12 protein-coding genes and 1 pseudogene are annotated in these 13,250 nt (G+C 67.1%); 8 read left to right on the top strand and 5 right to left on the bottom strand.

Annotation, left to right across the window (positions count from 1 at the left end; genetic code table 11):
* Positions 1-501: 501 nt before the first annotated feature.
* Positions 502-654, bottom strand: a pseudogene (locus WME76_RS35565) (tyrosine-type recombinase/integrase); the annotation flags it as partial.
* Positions 655-735: 81 nt separating this feature from the next.
* On the opposite strand from WME76_RS35565, the gene WME76_RS35560 reads away from it, so the two are divergent.
* The 5 genes from WME76_RS35560 (at position 736) to WME76_RS35540 (ending at position 4,162) form a co-directional block, all read left to right on the top strand.
* The gene (locus tag WME76_RS35560) at positions 736-1,641 is read left to right on the top strand and encodes a hypothetical protein (RefSeq protein ID WP_437956633.1); all 906 of its coding nucleotides are present in this window, start codon (positions 736-738) and stop codon (positions 1,639-1,641) included.
* Between the two features lie 157 nt (positions 1,642-1,798).
* Positions 1,799-2,284 (top strand): hypothetical protein, encoded by a 486-nt coding sequence (locus WME76_RS35555; protein ID WP_437956632.1) that lies wholly within the window; start codon positions 1,799-1,801, stop codon positions 2,282-2,284.
* A 975-nt stretch (positions 2,285-3,259) separates the two neighbouring features.
* Positions 3,260-3,499, top strand: coding sequence for a hypothetical protein (locus WME76_RS35550; protein ID WP_437956631.1), 240 nt, complete (start codon positions 3,260-3,262; stop codon positions 3,497-3,499).
* Positions 3,496-3,801: a type II toxin-antitoxin system RelE/ParE family toxin gene (locus WME76_RS35545; protein WP_437956630.1), complete on the top strand. Its 306-nt coding sequence runs from the start codon at positions 3,496-3,498 to the stop codon at positions 3,799-3,801. The genes WME76_RS35550 and WME76_RS35545 overlap by 4 nt, the downstream gene beginning before the upstream one ends.
* A gap of 91 nt (positions 3,802-3,892) precedes the next feature.
* Entirely contained in the window at positions 3,893-4,162 is a 270-nt protein-coding gene (locus WME76_RS35540) for a hypothetical protein (protein ID WP_437956629.1), read from the top strand.
* Between the two features lie 99 nt (positions 4,163-4,261).
* Here the strand turns inward: WME76_RS35540 and WME76_RS35535 are convergent, their stop codons facing one another.
* Positions 4,262-4,606, bottom strand: a complete 345-nt coding sequence (locus WME76_RS35535) for a hypothetical protein (protein WP_437956628.1) — start codon at positions 4,604-4,606, stop codon at positions 4,262-4,264.
* 1,169 nt (positions 4,607-5,775) lie between these two features.
* Here WME76_RS35535 and WME76_RS35530 point away from each other — a divergent pair.
* The 3 genes from WME76_RS35530 (at position 5,776) to WME76_RS35520 (ending at position 7,941) form a co-directional block, all read left to right on the top strand.
* Positions 5,776-6,219: a hypothetical protein gene (locus WME76_RS35530; protein ID WP_437956627.1), complete on the top strand. Its 444-nt coding sequence runs from the start codon at positions 5,776-5,778 to the stop codon at positions 6,217-6,219.
* Between the two features lie 110 nt (positions 6,220-6,329).
* Positions 6,330-7,238 carry a TIR domain-containing protein gene (locus tag WME76_RS35525; RefSeq protein WP_437956626.1) on the top strand — a complete coding sequence of 303 codons (909 nt, stop codon included), beginning with the start codon at positions 6,330-6,332 and terminating at the stop codon, positions 7,236-7,238.
* A gap of 10 nt (positions 7,239-7,248) precedes the next feature.
* The gene (locus WME76_RS35520) at positions 7,249-7,941 is read left to right on the top strand and encodes an adenylate/guanylate cyclase domain-containing protein (RefSeq protein ID WP_437956625.1); all 693 of its coding nucleotides are present in this window, start codon (positions 7,249-7,251) and stop codon (positions 7,939-7,941) included.
* Between the two features lie 113 nt (positions 7,942-8,054).
* Here the strand turns inward: WME76_RS35520 and WME76_RS35515 are convergent, their stop codons facing one another.
* The 3 genes from WME76_RS35515 to WME76_RS35505 all read right to left on the bottom strand — a co-directional run bounded on the left by WME76_RS35515 (position 8,055) and on the right by WME76_RS35505 (position 12,801).
* Positions 8,055-9,599, bottom strand: a complete 1,545-nt coding sequence (locus WME76_RS35515) for a hypothetical protein (protein WP_437956624.1) — start codon at positions 9,597-9,599, stop codon at positions 8,055-8,057.
* Between the two features lie 38 nt (positions 9,600-9,637).
* Entirely contained in the window at positions 9,638-11,305 is a 1,668-nt protein-coding gene (locus WME76_RS35510) for a hypothetical protein (protein ID WP_437956623.1), read from the bottom strand.
* 506 nt (positions 11,306-11,811) lie between these two features.
* Positions 11,812-12,801 (bottom strand): ATPase, encoded by a 990-nt coding sequence (locus tag WME76_RS35505; protein WP_437956622.1) that lies wholly within the window; start codon positions 12,799-12,801, stop codon positions 11,812-11,814.
* Between the last annotated feature and the right edge of the window lie 449 nt (positions 12,802-13,250).

Below are 13,250 nucleotides of genomic sequence, written 5' to 3'. Positions count from 1 at the left end.
CGCCTGGGTCGGCCAAGCGGATCCTGTGATCGCGAGCGCCGTCAGCGCCGCGATCACGACCCGGGCGATCGACGCTCGGGGTCGGCCAAGCGGATCCTGCCACCCGCTCGACGTGCTCATGTCTTGCTCTCCTCCGATGCCTCCGCCGCCCGGCGTCGCCGGGCAATCCGTCGCCGCCCTTTCGCCGACGCTCGGGAGCCCGTCCTCGCACGGGTTCACCACGGAAGGCCGGCCCTGCGCATGGAGAACTCGGCAAGCTGCGGCAACCTGAACAGCACCGCCGCTGATCGGCCGGGCCGTTGCAGGGGCACTCCTTCGCTTGGGAGGGGTATGCCATCGAGGGCCCGCTCGCGCCTTGGTCCGGTGTAGAGACCCCACGGCCCTGCGCTGGCCTCCTTGACAAGGTGGGGCAGCCGTCGGATACGCTATCTTTCCACGATGCGTGGGGGCGGCACGAGGGGGTGGGATCGGAGTTCGAGGCGCCCCACGCGGAAGCGGCGGTCAGTGGTCGAGAGGGCTGATCACGTCGAGAGGGCCGCGGTCGACGATGTGGGTGTAGAACACGGTGGTCCGCACATCCTTGTAGCCGAGCAATGTCGCAATCGTCCGGATGTCGGTGCCCGCCTCGATCAGGTGGGTCGCGAAGCTGTGCGAAAACCCGAAGGCATGCCGTGCAGCACTGCTAATTGCGACGTTGGGTGCCGAGGCGACGGTGAGGGGGAAGAGGACGAGCAAATGTACAATCTACTCGTGACTAACAACAGCGATGCCTGGAAGCGTTCCCCGTACAACAACCTCCACCGTGACAGGTTCCTCGAGCACACCGAGAGCAGCATCAAGGACCTATTCAAAGATCTGACTCCCGCGGCGGCTGGCATCCTGTGCTCATTCCCCGCGCTCTTCATGTACGAGGAACAACGCTCGCAGCCGGGCTGGAGAGGCCGGATTGCCGCCATACGGGCCGACCCCTACTACCTGTCCATTTCCTTTGAGGTTGATCGCGGCCACCCTATCACGTGGAACGATATAAATGATTTCACTGAATCCCTTGGGATCACCGATCACGCAGAGCGAGATAGGACTCATTGGGCGGTGAAGGATATTGACTTGGATCAGGTGCTGGCGCGACTGCCGGCAGGTGTCGGCTCAGTATTGAGTGCGGCGAGCCTCCCTCGAGCAGGTGAATCACTGCTTCTTGAGCAGGTTCGCCAAATCTGTAGCAATTTTCGAGAGGTTGTCACGCCCTTGATACGCCGCCGCGCGGCGAAGACGCCGTTCTCGATCGCTGACGAGTATGATGTTCAAGACCTTCTTCATATGGCACTCCGAGCGCTGACTTTAGAGGTGCGGGTCGAAGAGCCCGGGGCGAGCTTTGCGGGTGCCGGCTCTCTGCGCGATTTCTTCGTACCGAAGGCTCGAACCGTTATCGAAGTGAAGCGCGTCCGTGACAGTAACCATGGCCGCCGAGGCGTCGCGGACGAGCTCATGGCCGATCGCGTCCGACACGCCAACCACGGAGGCTGCGAGCGCCTTGTCTGCCTCGTCTTTGATCCAGAAGGCCACATCTCGAACCCTGTGGTCTTCAAGCAGGATCTCGAATCCGGTCCCGGAGTTCCGCTCGAGGTCTACGTCGCAAGATGAACGGCAACCAACGCACTCCGGCAAAGCCGCCCAACAAGGGCTTGCCGTCCACGGCAGAAGCCCCAGCCGTTCGGCGGCGCTGCCGAGACGGCGCCCTCTCCACCAACCGAACCGGAGGGTCGGTGCAGGGAATGGGAACTCATCAAAGGAAACGACCATGGCGACGATTGATGAACTTCTGAAGCCGTTCGCCTGCTCGCTCTACGCCAAGGCCTGCACGTTGAGCTCCGTCGAGCTGTCGCCCAGCCAACGCGCCCGCCTGCTTGAGTCGATGTCTGATGACATTAAGAAGTGCACCAACTTCATCGAGCCGGAGGTGAGCGAAGCAGCGCTGGCCGAAGCAGAGCACCTGCGGGTAGACCTTCGCGCGAAGAACTGGCACGACCAGCCGTCGTTCGATGCAACGCGCGAGATATTTCACTTCGAGCACGTCGTTCCGGTCTCAGTCATCCGCACGGCTTGCTGCGGCCAGAACAGCGAAACCGCTGTTCTCGCGGTCCTCAAGAGTCGCTTGCGAGTAGCCTGGATTCTGAAGTCCGAGGATTCCGAGTTGACCCGGCTGGGTCACCGGAGCAACCGGCCGGATCCTGACGGCGCGTACCACAAAGCAGGAATCCGGCTTGTACCTCGGAGGGATGTCTGAACTGGCAACAAGTTCTCGCTCTCCTCCAACAACGCGTCCCCAGGCAGGCCAAGTGACCACTTGCTGAAATCGCTCGAATTCGGTGCTTGTGTGTTGTAATGCAGGACAGTGTTTGAGCTGTGTTGGTGGCCGCGGCCAAGTGCAAAAATCAGGCATGGACTAATACTACTACGTCGATTTTTTAGCCAAGTTCCCCGGGTCGTGATGTAGGGGCCGCATGCCCGACGCCGAGGAGGTCGCAGCAGCGTGGACGGGTGAGCTGACGCGCCGAGCGAGGTCGCGGAGGGGAAGGTCCAGACTGTCGACTGGGGCATGGCGCGGGCGGAGATCCTCTCGCCATCGCGCATGCAAAGCGACGTCCGCTGTACTGGATACCCGTGCCTTGTGAATGGCCCGCCCAGCGCGGCAATGCACCCGACGCCGCTTCGCGCTGCGGGTGATTATTAAGGCGCTGTGTGGGCGCGGGCGAGCTCCACTCCAGCGATCCAGCGAAGATGAGTTCGGCTCTGCTCCGATTGAGCCTGTGCTGCACCGGTCGCCTCTCGCGGGGGCTTGAGGTTCGACGATGTGGAGTTCGGCTGCCTGTCGTGCTTCGTCCGGGAAGAACCGGGCCCCGACTGGCTTGACCTCTCGATTCCCATCGGGATGCTCGATTCCCATCGGGATGCTCGAGGCTGCACATCGGGTCTCGTACCCACTGGATGCGCAGACAGATTCCTGGCTCGTGCGGCTGGAGCCGGTTCGTGGCCGGGCTGCTGTCCCGGTTCAGCGGCGCGCCGATGGACGACTACACCGCGCAAGCGGGGGAGGACCAGCGCGCCCGTTCCGTTGCAGCACGAGAGCCGGTGTCGCGCGGCAGCACCCACCAGCCGCCCCTGAAGTGCCCCGACGTGCCCCGCGGACGGGCTCGACGGGAGCGCCGCCCAGGTGCAGGCTCGAGCTTCCTGCTCCGACCGCCGTGTGCTACACTTCGGTATGCTCTCGCTGAAAGCCAGTGTACGAAACGGCCGCCTCATCCTCGACGAGCCCACCGAGCTACCCGAGGGAGCCGTTGTGGATCTGGTCGCGATCGGGGGAGACAAGCTCGACGAGCTCGATGACGACGAGCGCGAGGCCCTTCACGCGGCGTTGGCCGAAGGCATCGCGCAGGACGACGCGGGCGACACGGTCGATGCCGAGGAGGTGCTCGCCCAGCTCCGCGCTCGTGCATCGTGATTGCCGTTCGTTTCGCTCGACGGGCGCTCCGTGAGCTCGATCGAATCGAGACGTGGTGCCGAGCAAACAGGCCGGCAAGTTGGCCCCTGTTCGTATCCGAGCTCGCGCAAGCCATTCGCCTACTCCGCGTGGCTCCCGAGCTAGGTCCCGAGTACCAGGCAGCCCGAACCCATGGAGTTCGCCGACTGCTGCTCGAGAGAACACAGTTCTACGCCTACTATCGGTATCACCCGCAGAAGGCGCTCGTCGTCATCCTGTCCGTTTGGAGCACACGTCGCCGGCGACCACCGGCTCTACCTTGACATCAGCAGTCCGCCAGAGCGTACAGTCCAGCTTTAGCTCATCTGGGACGGGTTACGTGAGCCCATGAGGCAGGCTCTGGAGGCATTGGTCATGGAACGGCAGATCGAAGGCGAGGCGACCTTTCCCCCGTTCGTGCAGAAGCTCATTGATCGCGGCGTCCGCGAGGGCGAGCTCAAGGGCATGCGTGAGGGCAGGCTCGAGGGCAAGAGAGACACGCTGCAGCGGCTGCTTGCGCGTGCAGGGATCGGGCTCACCGAGAACGAGAGCGCGCGCATCCAGGCATGCACGGACGTCACGACCCTCGACCGCTGGATCGAGAACGTCCTCGGGGCGAAGACCGCCACCGAAGTGCTCTCCTGACGATGGACGGATGCGGCCCAACAAGGCGATGATTCAGACGGGCTTTGCCGGCTGACGATCGGCGGGGCGTTGCGCGGGCGTGGGCGAGCTCCAATCCAGCTATTCAGCAAACCGGCGCATCTCCACGGCGACGCCGTCCTCGCCCGAGATCATCTCGCCCTGCTCGTCCCAGCTGATGCCGCCCTTGCCCGGCGGCCCCAGCGTGAAGGTGACGCCCTCGACCGTGAGCCGGTCCTCGTCGAGGTAGGCGATGCCGATCGAGTCGCCGCCGCGCCCCGGGCCGCCGTAGCCGCCCTCGCCGCCGTTGCCCCCGGGGCCGCCGTTGCAGGAATAGGCCGAGCGGTCCTCCAGCACGCCGCCCGGTGCGCCCCGGCCGCCTCGGCCGCCTCGCTGGGGCTCGCCGCCGTCGCCGCCTCTGGACGCCTCGGTTTCGGTGTCGCGCATGGTCACACTGGCGTGCAGCGCGACGATGCCGATGCTCGGGTAGCCGTTCCCGGCCCCTTGCCGCCTCGGCCACCGCAGCCGCTGGCCCCGCCCGAGCCCCCCCGGCGCCTCCCTTGGATGCCACGCCGCAAACGCCGACCCCTCCCCTGCGGCCGCCGCCGCCGCCGCCGCCCTGGCCCGGCGTGCCCCAGCCGCCGTCGCCGGCCCAGCCCGCTTCCCAGCCAGCCTCGCTGATGCGCCCCATGTCCCGGCCGGGGGCGCCGATCGTGCCTCGCGCGCCGTAGATCCCATAGTCGCCGTCCGTGCAGCCCACGTCGGCCGCGTCCCCGAGTCCTCGCCGTCCGTGATTGTTGGGGTTCGGCGTCGGGGTCGGCTCGCCGTCGCGCCCGTCCTCGGCGCCGCTGGGCAATCCGTCACCGCCCTTGCCGCCGACGCTCGGCATCCCACTCTCGCACGGGTTCACCACCGCAGGCCCGCCCTGCGCGGTAGAGAACTCGGCAAGCTGCGGCAACCTGAACAGCCCCGGCGCTGATCGGTCGGGCCGTCGAGGGGCACTTCTTCGCCTCGGAGGGGTCGGGCATCGAGGGCCCGCTCGCGCCTTCGTCCGGTGTAGGGCCCGCACGGTCCTGCGCCGGTCTCCTTGACAAGGTGGGGCAGCTTTCGGATACGCTATCTTTCAACGATGCGTGGGCGCGGCACGAGGGGGCGGGATCGGAGTTCAAGGCGCTCCACGAGGAAGCGGCGGTCAACGGTCGAGAGGGTTGATCACGCCGAGAGGGCCGCGGTCGGCGATGCGGGTGTATATCGTCGTGATCCGCACATCCGGATGTCTCTGCCCGCCTCGAGCAGGTGGGTCGCGAAGCTGTTGCGGAGGGATTAGCATGTCGCGCGTCTGGTGAGCCCCGCCGCGCGTCCGGCATCGTTTACGGCCACGGCTCGCAGCCTACATGCGGAAACGCGAAGACATGTCGCGTAGCACAGCTGGCTGCGACGTTGGGCGGCGAGGCAAAAGCGTATGAGGCGGGATTAGTGGAACACAGCCAATGAGTCGAGCATACACAGATAGGCGCCAGTTTCTGACTCACTTTCGTGCGGAACTCATTCGACGGGGTATCGACCCGATTTCCGCAGATGCCCTGTCCGATGCGCTCGCGGACGATTGCACGGAAATGCGGTTTCCCAAGTTTCCGCCCGGCACCATTGGATTTATGATTCCCGTGCGACATTGGGTTGTGCGGCATGAAGACCTGAAGCTTGCGGAGGCCGTATGGCTAGCTGCTGGCGCTGCGGTGGCTACCTATGTCAATGTCCCCGTTGCGCTTCCGGCCGTCGCGTTGGCTGCGGGGATCTGGAAGGTCATCATCGGCGCGGTTCGTAGGGGGGCATATGTCAATCCGCTGCAGTTCAGAATCCTGGCGTTGCTTAAGAAGCGTGGTGCCGCGACCGTGGATGATGTCGCAGAGGAACTCTCCGTGATTCTAGAACAGCCCATTACGTCGTCAGACGTTCAGCAGGAACTCGATGCCTTGGCCAAGGTGACGCTCGGCGACGGGACCGTAGTAGCGTTGGCTGCAGCGAACGCCGAGGGCCATTGGAGCGCCTGTGGTATGTGAGGGAAGGGAGGCCATCGACGCAGGCCATGGATGCTCCACACTCAGAAACTGAAATTCATTGTTGACGACTTGTGCTACTAGAGCGCGCCATTCGACGTATAGGAGTTTAAATGATCGAGCGCTTCAAGGGGCCTGCTGGAGCCACCGCATTGAAGGACGCCATTCTTCAACAGCGCTTGGTGCAGCACGACGACGCCATCGCCGATAGACTCGTCGCCGTCGGCGAATTGCTCGAACATCAGCCAGGCGCTGTTCTAATCGAGCAGGGGCACGCCGATGACGCCATTTTCTTCATTTTGGTCGGCGAAGTCGGAGTCGAGGTTAATGGGCGGCCAGTGGCTACCCGAAAAGCGCACGACACAGTTGGAGAGATGTCGGCAGCGGACCCAACGGCGGCACGTTCAGCCACAGTTCGCGCCCTCGTCGTGACGGTCTCGCTGAGGGTTTCCCCTGCCGACTTCGTATCAATTGCGAACGAACATCCAAAATCGTGGCGCGCACTAGCCCGCATCATTGGGGCCCGTCTACGAGAACGCCATCGATTCCACCGGCCTCCGAATGCTCGACCTGTCCTTTTCGTGGGCTCGAGTGTCGAAGGTCTCCTCATTGCCAAACACATCCAGCTTGGATTGAAGCACGAACCCGTCGAGGTAAGAATCTGGACCGACGGTGTATTCGGCCCTTCAGGGGTCACCGTTGACAAACTTCTCGAACAGGTGGCTGAGGCTGATTTTGCAGCGTTTGTGTTCGGACCCGACGACCGCGTCGCAAGCCGTTCAGAGAACTACGAGGCGCCGCGCGACAACGTTGTGCTTGAAATCGGGATGTTCCTGTCGCACCTTGGTCGGGAAAGGACGTACATGGTGATGGAGCATAAGGCGGACCTAAAGATCCCAACCGATCTTCTCGGAATTGCCCCGATCACTTATGTGTCGGCCAAGGACAGCAAGTTGGAGGTTACGCTGGGGACAGTGTGCACCGAACTAGCCAAACGAATTCGCGAATTGGGAGCAATGTGAGGTTTGACTTATGGCATTGGCAGACGATCTCAACTCAAAAGTGATCGAAATATTCGCTACGAACTGGAAAGAGCGCCAAGGTAGGCAGGTGCCCGAAGCACCGGAAGTACAGCTCGGGAACGACGCGGTTACGCTTCAAGGCGCAGTTCTCTACGCCGATTTGGCTGAATCCACCGAGCTGGTGCAGAACCACAAGCCTCAGTTTGCGGCGGAGGTCTATAAGGCGTACCTCTATTGCGCATCGAAAATAATCGCCTCGGAGGGAGGGGTAATCACTGCATTCGATGGTGACAGAGTCATGGGGGTCTTCGTTGGCGAAGGTAAGGAGAGGGCAGCTGCACGATGCGCCCTGAAGGTGAACCACGCTGTGGTCAAGATCATCAACCCCGCTCTTGAGAAGAAATACCCAACTCTCGCCTACAAGGTAAAGCAGGCTGTTGGCATTGACACGAGCGCCCTCTTCGTGGCTCGAACGGGTATTCGTGGTTCGAATGATCTCGTCTGGGTGGGACGCGCCGCGAACTACGCAGCCAAACTATGCTCCTTGAGAGAGGGTGGCTATGCATCCTGGATCACGAAGGATGTTTACGACTCTCTCGACGATTCTACAAAAAATTCTAAAGGTTCGGCAATGTGGGAGGCTCGGACTTGGGCGGCGCGAAACATAACGGTCTACCGATCGTCGTGGACGTGGACGCCATGACGTCTATGGGGAGCAGCGGAACAAGATGCTGCCCAACATAAACTTGAAGCTGACGGCGCTTGGCGCCGCAGCTCAGTTCTGCGTTGCGCGGGCGTGGGCGAGCTCCAATCCAGCTATTCAGCAAACCGCAGCATCTCCACGGCGACGCCGTCCTCGCCCGAGATCATCTCGCCCTGCTCGTCCCAGCTGATGCCGCCCTTGCCCGGCGGCCCCAGCGTGAAGGTGACGCCCTCGACCGTAAGCCGGTCCTCGTCGAGGTAGGCGATGCCGATCGAGTCGCCGCCGCGCCCCGGGCCGCCGTAGCCCCCCTCGCCGCCGTTGCCCCCGGGGCCGCCGTTGCAGGAGTAGGCCGAGCGGTCCTCCAGCACGCCGCCCGGTGCGCCCCGGCCGCCTCGTCCGCCTTGCTGGGGCTCGCCGCCGTCGCCGCCCGGGCCGCCGTCGGACGTCTCGATCTCGCTGTCGCGCACGGTCACCCTGGCGTGCAGCGCGACGATGCCGATGCTCGGGGAGCCGTTCTCGCCCCCCTTGCCGCCTCGTCCACCGCAGCCGCCGGCCCCGCCCGAGCCTCCCCCGGCGCCCCCCCTGGACGCCGCGCCGCACACGCCGAGCCCGCCCCTGCGGCCGCCGCCTCCGCCGCCGCCCTGGCCCGGCGTGCCCCGGCCGCCGTCGCCGGCCCAGTCCGCCTCCCAGCCGGCCTCGCTGATGCGCCCGATGCCCTGACCGGGGGCGCCGGCGGTGCCTCGCGCGCCGTAGATGCCGTAGTTGCCGTCCGTGCAGCCCACGTCGGCCACGTCCCCGCTTCCTCGCAGTCCGTATTTGCCGGGGTTCGGCGTCGGGGTCGGCTCGCCGTCGCGCCCGTCCTCCGCGCCGCCGGGCGATCCGTCACCGCCCTTGCCGCCGACGCTCGGGAGCCCGCCCTCGCACGGGTTCACCACGGCAGCCCCGCCGGCCACGGTCTCCGCCGAGCACGCGTCGCCGCCGTACATCCCATCGGGGCCGTCGGGGGCGTCGTTCAGCTCGGGCAAGTCCTCGCCATCATGGCCTGCCCACCCATAGGAGGGGCGAAACCTGCTTCGGAGGATCTCGACCTCGGTGTTCGACTGGACGAGCATCGCAATCGGGCCATAGGAGCTCAAGACCATGTCGACGATCCTCGATACCCCGTCCGCAGCGCCCGTATCCTCGGCGGTCGCCGGCACGACGGTCAGGGGAAAATCCGGCTTGTTGGTGATATTGAGCTGGGAGGGGCTCCCTGCCTGACGCCACCACTGGAAGCAATGAAACCCTCCGAGGAGATCGACCCCGGAGGGCAGCACCACCGGACCATGGAATCCGTCGGCACAGACGAACACGCGCCCGCGCCCAGTGCGCGCGAGCTCGACACCGCGCTGGATCGTGCGCACCGGCTTCTCTTTCGTGCCGGGGTTCGCGTCGTCACCGCCTCCGAATTCATGGGTCACGAACACGCCGCAGCCGTCCACCAGCTCATCGGCGGCGAGGCGCTCTAGGCAGACCGACTCCGGCGGCGCCTCGTCGTGACACGCCGCGGAGCCGTCACACGCTGCTCCACCGGCGTCGCTCGCGGCTGGTGCGGTGCCGCACCCGGCCAAGACGAACAGCAGTGCAAGAACCGGACAGGTCGTTCGGGTCGTCGTCATGGTCTTCTCTCGGCGCCGCACGGCGCGCACCGCCTCGGTCACTGGGGGGGTCCTGGAGCGGGCGCATCGAACGGACGGTAAGCCATGCCGTCTCCAGGCTCGCCCCGGCCCCGGTCGTCGTCAGGCGCCGCATTGCCTGCTGGCCCGCCCTTGGCCCCGTCCCCGACGTGGACGATCACGCCCGGATCGATGCTCAAGAAGGCACCGACGAACGCGACGCCGTAGGACGAGCCCCCGATGCCGCCGCCGGCGTCCCCGCCGCGGCCGCCATCGCCTCCCCGCCCTCCGGGGCACGCGGGCAACATGTTCGTTTCCGTGTGAGTCCCGCCGGCGCCGCCTCCCCAACCGCCGCCCCCCGGTTGGCCCCTTCCACCGGCGCCGCCCTGACCCCCGTTCCCCGTGGTGATCTCGGTCGTCTCGAGCGTGAGCGCGCTCCCCTGCAATGCGACGATGCCGATGCTGGAGCCTCCGTAGCCGCCTCCCTTGCCTCCCTCGCCACCGCAACCGCCGCTCCCGCCCGAGCCGCCGGCCGCGCCGCCCTGCGGTCTGCCCGCGCGGCATGCGATCGTGCCGTCTCGCCCTTTGCCGCCGCCGCCGCCGCCCCCCCCTTGGCCGACGCCGCCCCTCTTGCCGTCCTCGCCGCGGACGCCGATCCAGCCATACGATTCCGAGAGGTAGCCCGCGCCCACCGCGCCGGCAGCGCGCCCGCCGTCGGCGCCTTCGGCGCCGTCTTTCCCCGGTGTGCACGTGCTGCTGCCCGCGCCGGTCCCCGCGAGGCCTTTGCCTTCCGGATTCGCCGCCGGCTCCGGCTGTCCCGGCTCCCCGTCGCCCCCCGCGTCGAGCCGGCCGTCGCCCCCGTAGCCTCCAATGGATTCGGTGCCATCGTCGCACACGGTCACGGCCGGCAGGGCGCCCGCGGCGAAGTCCGCCGTGCAAGCGTGCGCGCCGTGGTTCCCCGGCTCGCCGTCCTGTGCCCGCTCGCTGAGCGCGTCCTCGCCCGGCTCCCCATCCTTGCCGTCGCCCGCGACGATCGCGCTCTCCCGCACGATCGCCCGGGTCCCCGCGCTCAAGATCATCGCGATCGACGACTTCCCATCCGGCGCCGACGCGTCCGCCGCCACGGCGCGCACGCCGAAGACCATGGACGTCGCGTCGTCCCCCGGGATGGCCCGCAGGTCCTCCCCCTCGACGAGCCGCAGCGGGATCCCCCCGGGCGGCGCGATGACGGTGGGCTCGTCCGGCCCGCCGAACGACCCCGCGTACGACCAGTCGCCGTCCTCACAGCGGCGGCCGCCCCAGAGGTCGACCCCGGAGGGCAGCGTGATTTTCTCCTCGAACGACCCGCCGCACGCGTACACGCGTCGGGTCGGCGGCTTGCCATCGCCTCGTCCGTGCGCGGCGAGCCCGATCGCGTGTTGCAGGGTCTTCACCGGCGCGCCCTTCGTGCCAGGGTTCCCGTCGTCGCCTGACGACGCGCTGACGAACACCCCACACCCCTCCTTCGCCGGGCTCGTCGCAGGATCGCCGTCGCACGGCGACGCCGGCAGCACCGGCGGCTTCTCGCCGGGGAGCGGCGGGCACGTGAACGTCGTCGCGCAGTCGTCGGCGTAGCACCCGGAGATACCCGCGGCGCCCACGGCGCTGAACGCGAGGACCGCGATGGAACGAGCAACCCCGCGGCAGCGATCCTGGAGCCTACGCTGCACGAACTTCCCTCCGCCTCGCCCCTCGCCGCAACGGGGGAGCCCCTGCCTGCTCGGGGACCGCCACCAGAACGGCGCGGACGCCCTCGGCGGACGGTGCGGTCCCGCCGAGCGCCACGCAGACGCCCAGCGATGGCTCGACGACACGCATGCGCGGACGGTACGTACGCGAGCCGCACGGCGTCAACGGGGTCGAAATGGCCACAAACCGGCGCTTCGGATGAGAAAAGGCAGTCCGATGCCGCAAGGCGTTTGTCTGTCCCTGGGTTCGGAGGCTGTGCGAGCGCGCCGAGGTGGGTCGCGTGGCACGCTTTCCATGGGATACCGCACCGGACCGTGCCCGCGCCCTGGTTCCGAGCGGATCCTCCAGGCGCGCTCGCAGGGAGCCAGGCGCGCTAGCCGGGGTCACCCGTGGCGCCCGGCCGGGCCGGCGCGCTGGCGGGGAACCTCAACCCCACGCGACGAGCCAGGCGCCCCCTCATTGAGGCGCCCGCCGCCGTCTCTGGCGATTACGCCTCGTCTTCGCCCTCGCCCGGCTCGCCGTCATCCGTTGCGCCTTCCTCCGTCTCGCCGTCTTCCGTTGTACCCTCCTCCGACGCGTCGCCTCCCGGCGCGCCGTCCTCCGCGGCGCCTTCGCCTTCCTCCTCATCTCCATCTCCGGTGGACGCTGCGCCGCGGGAGACGGGGAAGGGCGCATAGTCCTTCATCTTGTCGGTCCCGGCGTACCAGTACTCCGCGGCAGCGCGCAGCCTCCGCTCGGCGTGCACGACGAGCGTGTACGCGGCGTCGCGGAGCTTGCGCGCGCGCTGCGCCTCGGGAGAGAGCGTCTTGTCGGCGAGCGTGCGCGCGAGCTGCGGCGACAGCTCGCGGAGGCGGGCCGCCGCGTCGGCCTCGCCGCGAGGCGCCTTGTGAAGGGCCTCCGCGTGCTCGGAGCACAGCAAGAGGAGGTCGGAGACGTCCTGAACCAGATCCGCGTCGCCGCTGCCCGCGCGGATCGCCATGAGCCGCTTTTGCCCCTCGGGGCTCTTCTTGAAGCGGAGATCGAAGAAGCGGAGGAGCGTTTGCCGGTGCAGGGCGGCCTCGGCGGCCGGCCCCTTGAACATCGCGATGGCCCGCTCCTGGCGCTGCTGCGCGGCTTGCCAGCGCGATTGCGTGGCGCGCAGGAGCTCGATCTTGTCGCGGAGCGCGTGGATCTCCTCGCCTGTCAGCGCGGGCTCGTCCTCGGGGAAGGGGGTGCGGACGAGATCGGCCGCGTCGCGCTCGGCGGCGAGCTGGATGCGGCTCGACCAGATGACGCGTCGAGCGAGCTTGCCGGGGAAAATCACGGTATTGTCGCCGAGCGACTCGGCTTCTCGGAGGAGCTCGGCCTCGCGAGCGGCGCTCAGCGTGTACGCCGCTGCGCTCGTCGAGGCGCGAGGCGCGCCCTGTGCCTCGCGTGAAGCGCGCTTCGTTGCGGCCTTGTTGGTCCTGGGCGAAGTGGTGATGGATGCCTTTGCCATGATGAAAATACGCCTCCTTGTCGGGGCCAGCGCCCCTCGGTAGGAGGGGCCGGAGGATCGGCGAGGGTATTGGTCAACAAAGCATTGGCCAGAGGAGAGCACGGGTCGGTCACGCCTCGAAGAAGGCGCTCGGGCCCAAGGCGGGAGAGGCGGTGTGCCGCGCATCGAATCGAGGGGAGCGGCGTACCCGGCGCTGCGGGGCCGTCGGCAGCGGGCAGCGGGCCATCGAGCTGGCGAAGAGGGCGCACGCGGGAGGACGAGTTGCGCAGCCTACGTAAGAGGCGCGCGAGGCGACGCCGAGGCTGCGCAGGAGACCCGCCGGGGCTGCTCAGGCGCCGGACGATGGTGACGAAGGACACCAACGGGGGCGCGCAGGAGGGGGGCGGGGCCGCGCAGGACGCGGGCGGGTGTTGCGAAGGACACCAACGGGCGTGCGCAGGAGGTCGCCC

The organism is Sorangium sp. So ce119 (assembly GCF_051524405.1).
GTDB lineage: Bacteria > Myxococcota_A > Polyangia > Polyangiales > Polyangiaceae > Sorangium > Sorangium cellulosum_G.
Note: the sequence above shows the minus strand (reverse complement) of the source record. Positions and strands in the feature narration are given on the sequence as shown.